Annotated in this window: 14 protein-coding genes; 8 read left to right on the forward strand and 6 right to left on the reverse strand. The window is 67.8% G+C overall.

From position 1 onward, the window contains the following. Positions 1-228 precede the first annotated feature (228 nt). The 3 genes from DN412_RS31900 to DN412_RS31910 are packed head-to-tail and all read left to right on the forward strand — an operon-like array spanning position 229 to position 3125. Complete coding sequence (locus DN412_RS31900) at positions 229-1038, forward strand: SDR family NAD(P)-dependent oxidoreductase (protein ID WP_115215231.1); 810 nt, start codon at positions 229-231, stop codon at positions 1036-1038. Between the two features lie 33 nt (positions 1039-1071). Then, positions 1072-2028, forward strand: coding sequence for an alpha/beta hydrolase (locus DN412_RS31905; RefSeq protein ID WP_115215232.1), 957 nt, complete (start codon positions 1072-1074; stop codon positions 2026-2028). Beyond that, positions 2025-3125 (forward strand): 3,4-dihydroxy-2-butanone-4-phosphate synthase, encoded by a 1101-nt coding sequence (locus DN412_RS31910; protein ID WP_115215233.1) that lies wholly within the window; start codon positions 2025-2027, stop codon positions 3123-3125. Before DN412_RS31905 ends, DN412_RS31910 begins: the two co-directional genes overlap by 4 nt. A 4-nt stretch (positions 3126-3129) precedes the next feature. Here DN412_RS31910 and DN412_RS31915 read toward each other — a convergent pair whose 3' ends face one another. From DN412_RS31915 to DN412_RS31930, 4 genes are read right to left on the reverse strand one after another with little or no spacing between them, the layout of a single operon-like run. Then, entirely contained in the window at positions 3130-4095 is a 966-nt protein-coding gene (locus DN412_RS31915; RefSeq protein ID WP_115215234.1) for an acetyltransferase, read from the reverse strand. 23 nt (positions 4096-4118) lie between these two features. After that, complete coding sequence (locus DN412_RS31920) at positions 4119-4910, reverse strand: SDR family oxidoreductase (protein WP_115215235.1); 792 nt, start codon at positions 4908-4910, stop codon at positions 4119-4121. Between the two features lie 32 nt (positions 4911-4942). Further along, positions 4943-6136, reverse strand: a complete 1194-nt coding sequence (locus tag DN412_RS31925; protein ID WP_115215236.1) for a sulfotransferase family protein — start codon at positions 6134-6136, stop codon at positions 4943-4945. Continuing rightward, positions 6133-7254 carry a DUF1214 domain-containing protein gene (locus tag DN412_RS31930; RefSeq protein WP_115215237.1) on the reverse strand — a complete coding sequence of 374 codons (1122 nt, stop codon included), beginning with the start codon at positions 7252-7254 and terminating at the stop codon, positions 6133-6135. Before DN412_RS31930 ends, DN412_RS31925 begins: the two co-directional genes overlap by 4 nt. Positions 7255-7468: 214 nt before the next feature. Between DN412_RS31930 and cysD the strand changes: the two genes are divergently transcribed. From cysD to DN412_RS31955, 5 genes are all read left to right on the forward strand, one after another. After that, the gene (gene cysD / locus DN412_RS31935) at positions 7469-8365 is read left to right on the forward strand and encodes a sulfate adenylyltransferase subunit CysD (RefSeq protein ID WP_244222858.1); all 897 of its coding nucleotides are present in this window, start codon (positions 7469-7471) and stop codon (positions 8363-8365) included. Then, the gene (gene cysN, locus DN412_RS31940) at positions 8365-10287 is read left to right on the forward strand and encodes a sulfate adenylyltransferase subunit CysN (protein WP_115215239.1); all 1923 of its coding nucleotides are present in this window, start codon (positions 8365-8367) and stop codon (positions 10285-10287) included. The genes cysD and cysN overlap by 1 nt, the downstream gene beginning before the upstream one ends. A 94-nt stretch (positions 10288-10381) precedes the next feature. Further along, positions 10382-11521, forward strand: a complete 1140-nt coding sequence (locus DN412_RS31945; protein ID WP_115215240.1) for a helix-turn-helix transcriptional regulator — start codon at positions 10382-10384, stop codon at positions 11519-11521. 191 nt (positions 11522-11712) lie between these two features. Next, positions 11713-13041 (forward strand): DUF1329 domain-containing protein, encoded by a 1329-nt coding sequence (locus tag DN412_RS31950; protein ID WP_115215255.1) that lies wholly within the window; start codon positions 11713-11715, stop codon positions 13039-13041. A gap of 1048 nt (positions 13042-14089) precedes the next feature. Then, complete coding sequence (locus DN412_RS31955) at positions 14090-14569, forward strand: SRPBCC domain-containing protein (RefSeq protein WP_115215241.1); 480 nt, start codon at positions 14090-14092, stop codon at positions 14567-14569. Between the two features lie 51 nt (positions 14570-14620). Here DN412_RS31955 and DN412_RS31960 read toward each other — a convergent pair whose 3' ends face one another. Together DN412_RS31960 and DN412_RS31965 are read right to left on the reverse strand one after the other, a co-directional pair. Further along, positions 14621-14857 (reverse strand): hypothetical protein, encoded by a 237-nt coding sequence (locus tag DN412_RS31960; protein WP_115215242.1) that lies wholly within the window; start codon positions 14855-14857, stop codon positions 14621-14623. A gap of 88 nt (positions 14858-14945) precedes the next feature. Continuing rightward, positions 14946-15599 (reverse strand): TetR family transcriptional regulator, encoded by a 654-nt coding sequence (locus DN412_RS31965; protein ID WP_115215243.1) that lies wholly within the window; start codon positions 15597-15599, stop codon positions 14946-14948. Positions 15600-15608: the final 9 nt, after the last annotated feature.

Here is a 15608-nt window from a genome sequence, read left to right on the forward strand (position 1 = left end):
CCGGACTAGTCCCGCGGGACAGGCCAATCCTCACGCGCCGGCAGCACGAACACATACTCCAAACAGACTAAGGACAGACCCATAGCCGGCCTGTCGAGGGCAAACCCCTAGGCACCATGTGACGCCGCCCGCCCTACCCAAACAGACGATGCCGTGCCGCCGCGCCGCCGCTACAAGACACCATGCGCGGCGATTCCCGCCGCCTTCATTTCACGGAGAACCACAACCATGGCGGCAAACCCGCGGCAGCAGGCCGCAGTGATCACCGGAGCGGCCAGCGGCATCGGCCGCGCGCTCGCCCAGGCACTGGCCGCGCAGGGCTATGCGCTGGCGCTGGCGGACATTGACGCCGATGCGCTCGAAGCGGCGCGCACGGCGCTTGCCGGCCAGGGGGCTGATGTCATCGCAGTGCCCACCGATGTCTGCGACGTGCGGCAGATCGAGCACCTGTGCGAGGAAAGCTTCCAGCGGTTGGGCCGGGTCGACCTGCTGGTCAACAACGCCGGCGTGCTCGCCACCGGCCGCTGCTGGGAGCTGCCGCCGGAGGTGTTCGACCACGTCATGCGCGTCAACCTGTGGAGCGTGCTGCACGCGCTGCGCTGCTTCGTGCCTCGCATGGCGGCGCAAGGCGCCGGCCATATCGTCAACGTGGCCTCGATGGCCGGGCTGGCCGTGGGGCCGTGGCTGGCCCCCTACACGCTGTCCAAGCAAGCCGTGGTGGCGCTGAGCGAAGGGCTCGCGCTGGAGTTGCAGGCGGCGGGCCTGCCGCTGGGCGTGTCCGTGGTCTGCCCCGGCCCGGTTGCCACCGGTATCGCAGCGGGCCTGGATGGCGGCGGGCCGCAGGAGGTGCACCAGATGAACGGCGCGCTGCGCAGCGGCATTGCCGCCGGCATGACGCCGGACGCGGTCGCGCGCTACATCCTGGATGGCGTCTCGGCTGGCCAGTTCTGGATCCTGCCGCACGAGCAGGCCGCGCACGCGGCGCTGGCGCGCGCGCAAGGCATCGTCGCCGGCAGCCCGCCGGCGTTCGCGCTCTGACACTGATTTCCCCACTGCCATCCAGGAGACCCCATGCCGCTCGATCCCCAGGCCCGCGCCGTGCTTGAAGCCATGGCCGCCATGCCCAGCCCCGATTTCTCCACCCTGCGCGCCGCCGACTACCGCGCCGCGCTGGCGGCCATGCCCGCGTTCGCCCCAGGCGACACCATCGCCGCGCAGCAAGACCTCACCATCGACGGTGCAGCAGGCCCCTTGAAAGCCCGCCTGTACCGGCCCGACGCCGGCACAGACCTGCCGCTTGTGGTCTATTTCCACGGCGGCGGCTTTGTGCTCTGCGGCCTCGATTCGCACGACAACATCTGCCGCGGCCTGGCGCGCCGCAGCGGTGCGCTGGTGCTGTCAGTCGATTACCGGCTGGCGCCCGAAGCGCGCTTCCCGGCCGCCGCCGACGACGCCGTCGCGGCGGTGCGCTGGGCGGCCGCGCATGCGGCGCAACTGGGCGCCGACCCGGCCCGGCTGGCCGTGGCCGGCGACAGTGCCGGCGGCAACCTCGCCGCCGTGGCCTGCCAGCAGTTGCGCGGCAGCGGCATCGCCCTGCGGCACCAGCTGCTGCTCTACCCCTACCTGGACTGCAGCGACGCCGCGGCCGCCAGCGCCAGCTACCGCGAATGCGCGCAGGGCTACTTCCTCAGCGCCGCGGAGCTCGACTGGTATCGCGCTCAATACCTGCCCAACGCCGCCGACGCTACCGATGTGCGCGCCAGCCCGCTGCGCCAGCGAAACCTGCATGGCCTGCCGCCCGCCACCATCATCACCGCCGAATTCGACCCGTTGCGCGACCAGGGCGAGGCCTATGGCGAGGCCCTGCAGCGCGCGGGCGGCAGCGCCACCGTGCGCCGCTGGCCCGGCCAGTTCCATGGCTTCATCAGCATGCAAGGGATGATCGATGCCGCCAGCCAGGCGCTGGATGCGGCCGCGGCGTCGCTGCGGCAGGCCTTTGGTGGCAATGGCCGGCAGGAGGCAGCATGAGCCCGGCCACCATCCTGCCGCCGATGGCCGACGTGCTGGCCGCGCTGGCCGCGGGCCAGCGCGTAGTGGTGATCGAGGACGAGACCGACGAGGCCACCGGCTGCGTGCTGGTTGCCGCCGAGCGTGCCGGCGAGGCCGATGTCAATTTCATGGCCGCCGAGGCGCGCGGCCTGGTCTGCATGGCGATCACCGAGGCGCGCCGCGAGCTGCTGCAGCTGCCGCCGATGGCCGCGAACCACCGCCAGCGCGAGCGCTACACGGTGTCGATCGAGGCGGCTACCGGCGTCAGCACCGGCATCTCCGCCGCCGACCGCGCGCTCACGCTGCGCGTGGCGGCGGCCCCGCGCGCGCAGCCGCATGACCTGGTCCAGCCCGGCCACATCTTCCCGGTAGTGGCGCAGCCCGACGGCGTGCTGCGCCGCGCGGGCTTTGCCGAAGCCTGCGCCGACCTGCCGGCGCTGGCCGGGCGCGTCGCCGCAGGCGCCTATGCGATGCTGCTCGATGACGACGGCGACCTGTTGCGCGGCCCCGCGCTGCTGGCGTTCGCACAGCACCACGGCCTGCCGGCGGTTTCAATCAGCGGGCTGATCCATCACCGCCTGCTGACCGAAGGCACGCTGCGCCGCACGCACTCGACCGAACTGGCCACGCCCTTCGGACGCTTCACCGTGCACGCCTACCATGACGCGCCAGTCGATGCACTCCATCTCGCGCTGGTGCTGGGCCAGCCCGACCCGCAACTGCCGGTGCTGACGCGTGTCCAGGCGGTGGAAATGCAGCGCGACGTGCTGGGCTTCGGCACGCCGGCCCTGCCCGCCTGGAACCTGGAGCGCTCGCTCGCCCGTATCGGCGCCGAAGGTTGCGGGGTGCTGGTGCTGCTGGATGAACGCGAGTCGCCGCAACAGCGGCTGGACCGGCTGGCAGCGCCGGCTGCCGCGACGCCGGCGCCGGCCTTCGCGCAACGCGCGCTGGGGGTGGGGGCTCAGATCCTGCGCGATGTGGGGGCGCACAAGCTGCGCCTGCTCAGCCATCCGGTGCCGTATCGCGCCGTCACCGGTTTCGACCTGGAGGTCACCGAGTTCGTGCCGCCGTGCTGAACTGTCAGGAGTGACAGCCGAAGCAATCGGCAAAGCTGCGCGTGAAGCGCTCCGCGTCGGCGTCTGACAGGTGGTTGATGCCGCCTGCCAGGCGCCGGCCGCCGCCGGTCTCGAAGCCGCGGCAGAAATCAGCCGCCCCGGTGGCGCTGTGGGCAGGCACCCGCACGCTGACGGCAAAGCCGCCGCCGGACTTCGGCGACAGCAGGCCGATGGCGTCGCCGGGCCGGCCGCGCACCAGTTCATTGGCCAGCACGCCGATTGCCCGCCGCGCCCACGGCGCGTCAGGCAGCACCAGCAGCGCGGCGCCGGGCACTTCATGCGCGGGCGCCAGGCAGCGGGCGCGGGCCATGTCGTCCTCATAGCCGTCGCACAGCACCGCATAGGCCCCGCATTGCGCCGCGAAGTCCAGCGGGTCGGCAAACGGCAATATGTGCCGCGCCAGCTCGGCGGGATCGAAATGCAGGTCCGCCACGCACTCGCCATAGGCGTTGTAGTTCAGGCACGTGCCCAACCGTTCCAGCACCGCGGTATCGCGCTCGCCCAGCCCCGCCTGCACGGAAAGCGCACGCGCCACGCCGCCCAGGTTGTCGCCGAACGCGGCGGTGATTGCCCAGCGCCGGTGGCAGCCATCCAGGTGACGGTCGACCAGGATGCTGGTGCAGACCTCAGGCCCTTCGTCGATATGCGCACGCAAACCGGCATGCCCGGGCAGTTCGCCGGCATGGTGGTGGTCGAAGTAGTCCACCCGCGCACCGGCGCCGAGCAGCCGCAACAGGCCGTCGCGGTTCTGCTCTAGCGAGATGTCCAGCGCGGTCACGGTGTCGCCGGGCCCGGCGTCGATGCGCTCGAGCAGCCGGATATCGCGCTTGACGCCGGTGACCAGCGTGGCGTCGCCGGGATGCGCCAGGCGCAGTTGCTGCAGGGCGCACAGGCCGTCGGCGTCGCCGTTGAAGGCAAAGTAACGTGTCATGGCAGGCTTGCGGTGGTCAGGACTCAGGGCATGAAATCGCCGCCGTTGGCGTCCAGCGATGCACCGCTGATCGCCCTGGCATAGTCTGACACGAGAAACAGCGCCGCGCGCGCGCAATCGTCGTCGGTCGGCATGCGGCCCAGCGCAATCTGCGCGGCCACCGGCGCGATCACCGCTTCCTCGCTCACGCCATGTTCGGCCGCGGCGTGGCGCACATAGCCCTGCACCGGCTCGCCCCACATCCAGCCCATGAAGATGCTGTTGGCGCGGATGCCATGCGGGCCCAGTTCGCGCGCCAGGTACTTGACCGCCACCGCCAGCGCGCCCTTGGACGCCGCGTAGCCCGATTCGCCGGGCATCGGCTTGCGCGTGGCCTGGGTGTTGATCATGACGATGGCGCCGCCGCCCTGCGGCTTCATCAGCGCCACCACTTCCTGCGTCAGCGTCATGGTGCCGAAGACATTGGTGTCGAACACCTGGCGCCAGACATCCAGGTCGGCCGCTTCCACCGGCTCAGGGAAATTGCCGTGCTGGAAGGCGCTGTTGACCAGCGCGTCGATGCGGCCGAAGCGGCGCATGGTCTCGCTGGCCAGGTGCCGGGACTGGGCCCGGTCGGTGATGTCGGTCACGACTTTCAGCACCTCGCAATCGGCGCCCAGTGCGTCGATGCGGGACTGGGCGTCGTCCAGCTTCGCCGCGGTGCGCGCGGCGATGGCAACGGCACGGGCGCCTTCGCGCGCGGCCTCCACGGCAAGCTTGACGCCCAGCCCGGGGCCGATGCCGGATACGATAACGATCTTGTCCTTCAACAGCATGGTGTGGTCTCCTCGTTGCGCGGTGCGCTGTCTTAGTTGTGATGCAGGATGTGCCGCGCGCGATAGCCGGCGAAATCGCGTTCCAGCTGTGCCTGGCTCAGGCCGAACTGCTCCAGGGTATAGGCGTGCGCCGCGCGCTGGTTGCGCGGGTTGCCCTCCATCCAGGCCCACATGCCGGCGCGGGCGGACTCGGTCAGCGGCATGCCGGCAAAGCGGTAGACCGCCTGCGCCACGCCGAAGGGATCGCGCACCGTATCCTCGAAGCGTACGTCGAGGAAGCGATCGGCAGGCAGGCCGTCGCGCACCGTCATGGCATGCGCGGTGGCGCGCTGCATCTGCCCGCTCCACTGCCGCCCCACCGTGGCGGCATCGGGCGCGTCGGCGTACAGCTTCCACAGCGTATGCGCCATGCTGGCCATGGACGGAATGGTCTGGGCCGGGTCGCGGTGGGTCAGCACGACCTGCGCGCCGGGGAAGACCCGGAACAGGATTTCCAGTGTATGCAGGTGCTGCGGCGTCTTCAGCACCCAGCGCTGCGCCGGCGCCTCGCCGCGCTGCCGCTTCTGCCACTGCAGGAACTGCAGCATGACCTTCAGGTAGGCATAGACCTGCGTGCGGTCCTGACGCGCCAGCCAGTCGGTATAGGACGGCACGTTGGCATAGGAATCCATCGCACACAGGAAGGAGTGCTCCATCAGCATGAACTCCTCGTCCGCCGCCATGGCGTCGAGCGGATGGATGGCGAGGATGTCCGGGATAAAACGGATCATCTGCGCGACCTCTTCGCGCGCCAGCGCGATGCGGCGGCCGGGGTCGCGCACGTCCTCGCCGGGCAGCGGCGCCGGGTAGCGCGTTTCCCACCACGCCGCCGAGTGAAACCTCGCGTCCGTGGCCAGCATGCGCTGCAGCAGCGTGGTGCCGGTGCGCGGCAGGCCGACGATCACCAGCGGGTCGTCGACGCGCTCTTCCAGGATCTCGGGATGGCGCCGGCAGTAGTCCTGGATCACCAGCCGGTTCACCAGCTGAGCCTGCAGCTTGCCTTGCAGCATCTGTGCGCCCTGCGGCGACAGCCCGGCTTCGCGTGCGAGCGAGTCGGACAGCACCTCCAGTGCCTCGCGGTAGTCGCCCGGGCCGAAGTCGGTCAGTCCGCCGGCCTGTTCGCTGGCCTGGGCCAGCAGTCGTTCCACGTCAAGCACTGCGGCGTTGTCGGATGCGACGGTGTTCATGCGTTGTTCTCCCTGATGTCTTTCTTGAGCGATTCAAGCTTGACCACGCGCGTGCGCGGATGCACAGGTTGCGCCGCCCCTACCCAGCGCCAGCACATGGTGCCGTTGCGGTGGCCGGCGGTCTCCAGCCAGTTGGGCAGGCCCGGATCGCGCGCGCTGAGGATGACGGTGACGCCGCCTTCGGCATCCAGCCAGGCGCCGTGCTTGTTCAGACAGATATCGTGGTAGCGGTAATCGAGCGACTCCATCCAGTAGTTGTTGATCTGGAAGTTCCAGAATTCGCACTGCGGCACCTGATCCACCTCAACTATCAGTGCTTCGTCGTCCGCCAGCGCCCAGCATGAGTGGTAATAGAAGATATTGGGATCGCCGCCGGTCGCCTGGCAGACGGCCTGGTCGGCGGGCGGCAGTGCATTGACATGGCCGCCATAGCCCTGGGCCCAGTCGGCAAAGATGCGCGCGGTGCTCTCGACAAAGCCTGCGGCGCGCAGCAGGCCGCCATGCAGGCGCTCGACGTCGAGCACGGGCGGCTTGTCGCTGCCATTGAGACGCTCGATGTGCAGTTCGGCCGGAGTCTCCGCCTTGCGGTCCATAAAGGTCTGCCGCACCACCAACGCATTGGTGCCCGGCTCCATGCGCACCCAGTTGCCTGGGTGCTGGCGCCCGCTGAGGATGATTTCGAAACTGCCATCCGCTTCCACTGCCAGCCCGTTGCTGTCGAGAAAGCCAGTCTGGACCATGCGCCCGTCGGTTTCATAGCCGCCCTTCTGCGTGCCGAAGCTCAGGTAGGCCACGGTGCCGCGCCGCCCGCGGATGCGGTACTCGGCACTGCCGTCGAGGCGTGCATAGCGATACAGGTTGTCCGGATTGTCCGCGCCGATCTTGGCGGTTTCATGCGACGGCGAGAAGAAGCCGGGAAACGCCGGATCGGCGAATTCCACATGCATCTCCAGCGCAATGCGCAGCAAACGGCTCAGGTAGCGGAAGCCCTCGGCGCGCGTCAGCGCGTCCGACGGGGCTTCCGGGCGCAGGATCTGCTGCCCGCTGCGCTTGAGCACCTCGCAAAACTCGGCCCAGGTCTGGCCGTCCAGCAATTGTTCTTCGGCGGAGTTCGCCATCTGCCTGCTCCCGTGGTTCGTCGGCAAAGCAACGATACCCAGTGCAGGGCAACCGCCTCCTCGTCCGGGTGGACTAGGAAACGCGCGCCGCGGTCCGCGATTTCTTAGTCCGCCCGGACGAAGTGGCGCAGGGCCCCGGCTCGTTACCTTGTGCCCATGCCAGACCGCCGCGACATCCCTGCACGGCGCCGGCAAACCAAGAGAGGAGATCCCGATGTTGACCCACCTGGAGCAACTGGAGGCGGAGAGCATCCACATCATGCGGGAGGTGGTGGCGGAATGCGAAAACCCCGTCATGCTCTATTCCATCGGCAAGGACAGCGCCGTGATGCTGCACCTTGCGATGAAGGCCTTCCATCCCGCGCGGCCGCCGTTTCCGCTGCTGCACGTCGATACCACCTGGAAGTTCCGCGAGATGATCGCGTTCCGCGACCAGACCGTCGCGCGGCTTGGGCTGGACCTGCGCGTGCACATCAACCCCGAGGGGCTGGCGCGCGACATCAGCCCGCACGAGCACGGATCCGCCGTCCATACCGACGTGTGGAAGACCCAGGGCCTGAAGCAGGCGCTGGACCACTATGGCTTTGACGCCGCCTTCGGCGGCGCGCGCCGCGACGAGGAAAAGTCGCGCGCCAAGGAGCGCGTGTTCTCGGTGCGCACCGCGCAGCACCGCTGGGACCCGAAAATGCAGCGCCCGGAACTCTGGCGCCAGTACAACACCCGCAAGCGCAAAGGCGAAAGCCTGCGCGTGTTCCCGCTGTCCAACTGGACCGAGCTGGACATCTGGCAATACATCTATCTCAACGACATCCCCATCGTGCCGCTCTACTACGCCAGGGAACGCCCGGTGGTCGAGCGCGACGGCACGCTGATCATGGTCGACGACGAGCGCCTGCCGCTGCGCCCCGGAGAAACGCCGCAACTGCGCAAGGTGCGCTTCCGCACGCTGGGCTGCTATCCGCTCACCGGCGCGATCGAGAGCGAGGCCGACACCCTCGGCGACATCATCCAGGAAATGCTGCTGGCCACCACGTCGGAGCGCCAGGGACGGCTGATCGACAGCGACTCGGCCGGTTCGATGGAAAAGAAAAAGCAGGAGGGATACTTCTGATGGAAACCCTGATCGAAAACGCGCCTGCCATGGCGCAATCCGCTGGCGCGCCAGGCGAGATCGCCCACTATCTGCGCGCCCAGCAAAGCAAGAGCCTGCTGCGCTTTATCACCTGCGGCAGCGTCGACGACGGCAAGAGCACGCTGATCGGCCGGCTGCTGTATGAATCCAAGATGCTGTTCGAAGACCAGCTCGCCCAGCTCGAGGTCGACTCGAAGAAGATGGGCACGCAGGGCGATAACCTGGACTTTGCGCTGCTGGTGGACGGCCTGGCCGCCGAGCGCGAACAGGGCATCACGATCGACGTGGCTTATCGCTTCTTCGCCACCGACAAGCGCAAGTTCATCGTGGCCGACACGCCGGGACACGAACAGTACACGCGCAACATGGTCACCGGCGCCTCCACCGCCGACCTGGCCATCCTGCTGGTGGATGCGCGCCGCGGCGTGCAGACCCAGACGCGCCGCCACAGCTACCTGGTGGCGACGCTTGGCATCCGCCGCGTGGTGCTGGCCGTCAACAAGCTGGACATGGTGGACTACTCACGCGAGGTCCATACGCGCATCGAGAACGAGTACCGCGAGTTTGCCCGACAGATCGGCCTGACCGATATCACCTGCATCCCGATGTCGGCGCTGCGCGGCGACAACATCACCGAGCCCAGCCCAAGAACACCGTGGTACCACGGCCCGACGCTGATGGCCCACCTGGAGAATGTGCCAATCGAGAACGCGCCCGTGCAAGGCGAACCGTTCCGGCTGCCGGTGCAGTGGGTCAACCGGCCCAACCTGGACTTCCGCGGCTTTGCCGGCACCGTCAGCGCCGGCGAAATCCGCTGCGGCGACCGCGTGCGCGCGCTGCCTTCGGGCCGCGAGAGCCGCGTCGCCGGCATCGTCGGCGCCAACGGCGAATGCGCGCACGCCATCCGCGGCCAGGCCGTGACGCTGACGTTGGAGGACGAGATCGACATCAGCCGCGGCGACGTGCTGGCGTGCCCGGAAGACCCGCCGGCGGTGGCCGACCAGTTCGAGGCCACGCTGGTGTGGATGAGCGAGGACGCCATGCTGCCCGGGCGCCCCTACCTGCTCAAGCTCGGCACGCGCACCGTGGGCGTGACCGTGGCGCAGCCCAAGTACAAGGTCAACGTCAACACCCTGGAACACCTGGCGGCGCGCACGCTGGAGCTGAACGAGATCGGCGTGTGCAACCTGCACCTGGACCAGCCGGTGGCCTTCGATCCCTACGCGCGCAATCGCGAACTGGGTGGCTTCATCATCATCGACCGCCTCAGCAACAACACGGTCGGCGCCGGCATGCTGCACTTTGCGCTGCGCCGCGCGCAGAACGTGCACTGGCAGGCCATCGACGTGGACCGCCGCGCCCATGCCGCACTCAAGCACCAATCGCCGCGCATCGTCTGGTTTACCGGGCTCTCAGGCGCGGGCAAGTCCACCATCGCCAACCTGGTGGAAAAGCGCCTGCATGCGCTGGGCCACCACACCTACCTGCTCGACGGCGACAACGTGCGCCACGGCCTGAACAAGGACCTGGGCTTCGCCGAGGCCGACCGCGTCGAGAACATCCGGCGCGTGGCCGAAGTGGCAAGGCTGATGCTCGATGCAGGGCTGATCGTGCTGGTGTCGTTTATCTCGCCCTTCCGCTCGGAACGCGAGATGGCCCGCGCGCTGGCCGGCGACGGGGATTTTGTAGAAGTCTTCATCGACACGCCGCTGGCCGTGGCCGAGCAACGCGACCCCAAGGGCTTGTACCGCAAGGCGCGCCGCGGCGAACTGAAGAACTTCACCGGCATCGATTCGCCGTACGAGCCGCCCGAGCGGCCTGAGATCCGCATCGACACCACCGCCGACGCAGCGGAGCAGGCGGCAGAGCGGATCGTGGCCTGGCTACGGGACAGACCCTAGGCCAAACGGACGATGAGGCGGTAGCGCCGGTCGGTACGATGGGAAAGGCGGGATACCCGCCTTTCCTGTTGCCCTGCATCGACGGACCGCCATCATGCTGCCAGACCCCCTGCCGGCCGCCGAGCTGAGCGCCCTGCTCGCCCAGCTTTACCAGGGCCCGACCGAACCCGTGCCCTGGGCCGGCTTCCTCGAAAGCATGCGCCAGCGCCTGCGCGCCGCCTTCGCCACCCTGGTGCTGCGCCACCCGGCCACCGACCGGCCAGGCCTGATCGTCAATGCCTCCGACTATGGCCCGCACCTGCCCGGCGAGCCGTCGTACAGCGAGCAGTACTACGCGCTGTGTCCCTTCCTGGACCTGCATCCGGACCGGCTCTTCAGCGCCGACGAACTGTTCGGCGAAGCCGGCTGGCTGGCACATCCCTTCTACACGCAATACCTGGCGCCGCTGGGCCTGCGCTATATCCTGGCGGCCAACCTGGTCACGCCCGACGGCGTGGAATGCGCACTGTTCATCAGCCGCACCCACGCGGGAGAGGACTTCGGCGACGCCGACAAGTCTCTGCTGCATGGCCTGCTGCCACACCTGAAGCGCGCGATCGACCTGCATGCCGCGCTCGACGTACTGGCCTCTGAACGGTCCCTTTACGCGGATGCCGTGGACCGGCTGCAAGTCGGCACCGTCATCCTGGACGAGCACGGCAAGACCATCAGGACCAACGACGTGGCCGCCCGCCTGCTACAGGCACGCGACGGCCTCTACCTGGCAGACGGCGCGCTGCACGCGCACTGTCCGGTGGAGAACCGCAGGTTCCGCAAGATCCTGGAAAGCGCCGCTCAGGCCCACGCGCTGGCCGCGCCGCACAGCGAAGTCACCACGCTGAACCGGCCCGCCGCGCCCACGCCGCTGAGCGTGCTGGTGCGGCCGATCCCGCTCAGCTACCGCACCGAGGACAAGGCCCGCCGGCCCGCCGTGGCGGTTTTCATCCGCGATCCGGCGGGCTCGCCGCGCAACACGCACGCCAACTTGCGCAAGCTGTTCCAGCTGACGCCGACTGAGATCGAACTGGCCCTGCTGATGGTCGACGGGCTGACGCTGGATGAAGCGGCGGCGCGCCTTGGCGTCAAGAAGAACACGGCACGCGCCCACCTGCGCGGGATCTTTGCCAAGACCGGCGCGACACGGCAGGCGGTGCTGGTGAAGATGCTGCTGTCCAGTGTGGTTGGGATGGGCTGAGCCCCGGCCCGCCACCTACTCCAAACGGACGAGTCCGGCCAGACGAGGCCCCCGCTGCCGGGTTAGTGCAAATTGAGGCCACGCTGCGGGCGTGGTGAACGACGGCAGCGTGCATCACAACTATCCAGGAGACAGACGTGCAAGCCCGACCACTTAAAATCCTGCAGCATGCCGGCGTGCTGGCAGCCGGCATGCTGGCCGTGACCATCGCCACGGCCAAGATCAGCCCCGAAGACATCAAGCAACTGGACAGCAATCTCACGCCGCTGGGCGCCGAACGCGCCGCAAACAAGGACGGCACCATCCCGGCATGGAGCGGCAAGTGGCTCGGCGCGCCGGCGGGCGTCTCCTACAAGGCGGGCGAACGCTACCCCGACCCGTACGCCGACGAGAAGCCGCTCTTTGTCATCACCGCGCAGAACATGGCGCAGTATGACAAGCACCTGACCGAAGGCCTGAAGGCGCTGTTCCGCAAGTACCCGGACACCTTCAAGCTGCCGGTCTACCCGACCCATCGCGACTTCCGCTACGACGACGGCACCTACAAGGCCATCCGCACTTACGCCCCGCAGATCGAGATGCTTGGCGAAGGCAACGGTGTCAGGAACAGCCCGCCCACGCTGCCTTACCCCATCCCCAAGACCGGCCTGGAGCTGCTGTGGAACCTGCGCTTCGCGTCGGCGATCGAGAGCGAGCGAGCGGTCTATGACCAGGCCGTGGTCTATGCCGATGGCAAGATCGCATGGGGCAAGGTCAAGTACGAGATCTGGTCGCCCAAGGACAGCCAGAATTTCGATGCCAAGGCGGCGCTCAATTCCCGCACCTTCTACCGGATGTACACGGAACTGCCGCTGCGCGACCGCGGCTCGATCTTCACCGGGTTCTCGCTGTACGACAGCGCTGAGCCCGATACCAACCGGACCTGGTCCTACAATCCCGGCACGCGCCGCGTGCGCCAGGCGCCGGAGTTCGGCTACGACCAGCCGTTCGGCCCGGGCGGCTTCCGCACCGTGGACGATGATCACTTCTTCAACGGCTCGCCCGAGCGCTACGACTGGAAAATCGTCGGCAAGCGCGAACTCTATGTGCCCTACAACAACTATCACGCGAGTTCGCCGTCGATCAAGTACAAGGACCTGCTGACCAAGGGCCATGCCGATCCGGCCCAGATGCGCTACGAACTGCATCGCGTCTGGGTGCTGGAAGCCACGCTCAAGCAAGGGTTCCGCCACCAGTACGCCAAGCGCGTGATCTTTATCGACGAGGATTCCTGGTACGGCGTGCTGGCCGACAACTACGACAGCCGCGGCCAGCTGTGGCGCACCAACATCCAGGCCAATGTCTATGCCTACGATGCGCGCCGCTTCTACCCGACGGCGGTGTTCTTCCACGACCTGAACTCCGGCGCCTACCTGGCCGACCGGCTGACCAACGAAGGCCAGCCGCCACGGCTGAACAGCGATCCCAAGTTCGTGGAAGCGTACTTCGCGCCTGACGCGCTGCGCGGCGCGGGGAACTGAAGTACGACGAAGGACGGGCCTTGGCGGTTGACCGCCAGGGCCGCCTGCGGTTGGTTGTTGTGCTTGGGGGGGCGCGGGCTGTTTCGCCGGCGTAGCCGGCGGGGCTTCCTGCTCGGTGGGTTGGTTATGTAGGTCGGGTTCGATGTTGTCGTAGGTTTGACGGCCTGGTTCCGCCCTGCTGGGCGGGTCACTTTTTGTCCGAGCGACAAAAAGTAACCAAAAAACGCGTCGCCTCAGGCGGCTGGCCACCAATTTGGTGGTGGGGGTGGTTCGGGCGGCGGTGCTTGCCGTTTGGCGTGATTGGCCGTTCGAGCCTGCTACGCACCCTGTCTGTGCCCACATCAACGGACTATTGGACGAACCCGACTTTAGGCTGTTGGCAGCCTGCTAAGTACCGCGTCGGTGGGACGCCTTCGGCTGCGCTTCGCGCCGGCCCTAACGTGGCAGGCGGACGGCCACGTCCTAATTTGCGCTCTTTTTTTTGGGCCCTGCATGACGACCGCGCCATGCGAGCGCAGCGACGCACTCCGTGCCAGTGCCTTCGACCTACGATACTGAGTGCGCGCAGCGCAGCCGTAGGCGTCCCACCGATAACGTGTTTAGCAGGCTGCCAATAGCCTAAAGTCGGGTTCGTCCAATAGTCCGTCGACGTAGGCACCGGACAGGGTGCGTAGCAGGCTCGAACCACCCACCACATCGAACGGAAATCACCACCGCCCGAATCACCAACACCGTGGAATGGATGGCCAGCCGCCTGAGGCGACGCGCTTTTTGGTTACTTTTTGTCGCTCCGGACAAAAAGTGACCCGCCCAGCAGGGCGGAACCAGGCGCTTAATCCTACGACAACATCGAACCCGACCTACATACCCAAGCAAGCCAACGACCAGGAGCCCCGCCGGCTACGCCGGCGAAGCACGATAACCAACCTCACCGCGCCAACCCCAACCCCACCTTCATCCACCCGGACTCGTCCATTCAGGGTATGCGAACCCCAGGCACATGGCTTTAGTGTGTCCCTTCCCAATGACTTTCATAAAGGAGGGGCCAATGGCCAAAGCCGAGAATCTCGTGACGTCGATCCAGGTGGAAATCGACGCGCCGGTATCGCTGGTGTGGGAAGTGCTGACCGACTTTGCTCGCTACGCGGAATGGAATACGTTCTGCCCGGGTCTGGAGACCACCGGTCGCCTCGGCGACATGGTGTACATGCAGGTGCGCATCCCGGGCACCGACCAGGTCATCCCGGTCAACGAGTACCTGGTGGCGTGGGAGCCGGAGCGCCTGCTTTCATGGGAGCAGCGCCCGACTGACGAGAACAAGGACGCCGCCCGGCGCGACCAGTACCTGGAAGCCATCGGCGCCGGGCGCACCCGCTACTTCACCACTGACCTGTTCCTGGGGCTGAATGCGGAGACCATCATGCGCGAGCACGGTGCCTGGGTGAAGCAGGGATTCGACCAGGTGGCACGCGACATCAAGGCGCGCGCGGAAGCGCTGAATGCGCAACGGCAGCCTGGCCGGGTCTGACGGTAAGTCGTAGTTCGTCGATTGGCCTGGACATGCAGGCCAATCGGCCCGTCATTGCGGGGGACGCTGGCTCAGCACCACCAGCGCGGCGACGCCGCGGCTGCGCACGCAGGCGTCGTCGCAGCGCTGCTGCGCCGAATCGGCAGAGAGCATGCTGACAACGGACCTGTCGTCCTGGCTGACATACGTCGTGGCGGGGCCGTCGTCCACGGCCAACGCCCAGGCCACGCCCATTGCGGCGCCAGCCCCGGCCAGGCCCGCTGCCCAACGAAATCCGAGTTGCTTCATCGCTGTCTCCTCCGCACCCTGTGCTGGGTGTTGATGCTTCTGAAAGCATCGTAGTCAGCGCCGGTCCGAAACTCTTCGTCCGAGCAGACTAAGGGGTATCCCGCACCAGCGTCGGGTCGAAAGTGGCGTTAGGTCGACAGGAAAGGGAGGCGGGCAGCGCCGGATGCGACCGCACATCATGCCCTTGATATAGCCGGGCCAGCGATGCGGCGCAGCCGGACAGACCAGACGGCGCCAGGTGCATGGCATGCGCACTCAGCAAGCCCCACAGGTGCGCCATCAGCACGTTGGACAGGCCGGGCGCCGGCAGCAGCGCCGCCAGGGTTCCGCGCAGCGCCTCGACGCCCGCCAGCACGCGCGCGCGCAGCGGGCAAAGCTCGCAGGCATCGCCACACTTGTGCTGCAGCAGCGCCGCCAGCAGGCTCACATGGCGCGCGAGGTCATCGCCGTGGAGCAAGGTCGCAAGCGCCTGCTCCAGCGCTCCGGGGCCAGTGCCGGCGCGGCCCTGCGCCAGCGGCGCCAGCCGCGTGGCGAAGTCGTTCTCGGCGCATGACAGCAGCGCGCCCAGCAGCTCGGTTCGGGAACGGAAATGCCCGTAGACGGCCCCGCGCGTCATGCCGATGGCACGGGCCACGTCGTCCACCGTGACGCAATGCAGGCCGCGGTGCCGGATCAGCTGCTGCGCGCTGGCCAGGATGCGCGCGCGCGTGACGGCGGCATCCTCGCGGGTGTGGCGGGCCATCGGCGCAGC

It is taken from the genome of Cupriavidus lacunae (genome assembly GCF_003353055.1).
GTDB lineage: Bacteria > Pseudomonadota > Gammaproteobacteria > Burkholderiales > Burkholderiaceae > Cupriavidus > Cupriavidus lacunae.

What these genes read in the sequence shown, in the direction of transcription:
- DN412_RS31910 (WP_115215233.1), top strand. Translation starts at nt 2,025, where the DNA reads ATGAGCCCGGCCACCATCCTGCCGCCGATGGCCGACGTGCTGGCCGCG.
- DN412_RS31945 (WP_115215240.1), top strand. Translation starts at nt 10,382, where the DNA reads ATGCTGCCAGACCCCCTGCCGGCCGCCGAGCTGAGCGCCCTGCTCGCC.
- DN412_RS31920 (WP_115215235.1), bottom strand. Translation starts at nt 4,910, where the DNA reads ATGCTGTTGAAGGACAAGATCGTTATCGTATCCGGCATCGGCCCCGGG.
- DN412_RS31900 (WP_115215231.1), top strand. Translation starts at nt 229, where the DNA reads ATGGCGGCAAACCCGCGGCAGCAGGCCGCAGTGATCACCGGAGCGGCC.
- DN412_RS31930 (WP_115215237.1), bottom strand. Translation starts at nt 7,254, where the DNA reads ATGGCGAACTCCGCCGAAGAACAATTGCTGGACGGCCAGACCTGGGCC.
- DN412_RS31915 (WP_115215234.1), bottom strand. Translation starts at nt 4,095, where the DNA reads ATGACACGTTACTTTGCCTTCAACGGCGACGCCGACGGCCTGTGCGCC.
- cysN (WP_115215239.1), top strand. Translation starts at nt 8,365, where the DNA reads ATGGAAACCCTGATCGAAAACGCGCCTGCCATGGCGCAATCCGCTGGC.
- DN412_RS31905 (WP_115215232.1), top strand. Translation starts at nt 1,072, where the DNA reads ATGCCGCTCGATCCCCAGGCCCGCGCCGTGCTTGAAGCCATGGCCGCC.
- DN412_RS31950 (WP_115215255.1), top strand. Translation starts at nt 11,713, where the DNA reads ATGCTGGCCGTGACCATCGCCACGGCCAAGATCAGCCCCGAAGACATC.
- DN412_RS31925 (WP_115215236.1), bottom strand. Translation starts at nt 6,136, where the DNA reads ATGAACACCGTCGCATCCGACAACGCCGCAGTGCTTGACGTGGAACGA.
- DN412_RS31955 (WP_115215241.1), top strand. Translation starts at nt 14,090, where the DNA reads ATGGCCAAAGCCGAGAATCTCGTGACGTCGATCCAGGTGGAAATCGAC.
- DN412_RS31960 (WP_115215242.1), bottom strand. Translation starts at nt 14,857, where the DNA reads ATGAAGCAACTCGGATTTCGTTGGGCAGCGGGCCTGGCCGGGGCTGGC.
- cysD (WP_244222858.1), top strand. Translation starts at nt 7,469, where the DNA reads ATGTTGACCCACCTGGAGCAACTGGAGGCGGAGAGCATCCACATCATG.
- DN412_RS31965 (WP_115215243.1), bottom strand. Translation starts at nt 15,599, where the DNA reads ATGGCCCGCCACACCCGCGAGGATGCCGCCGTCACGCGCGCGCGCATC.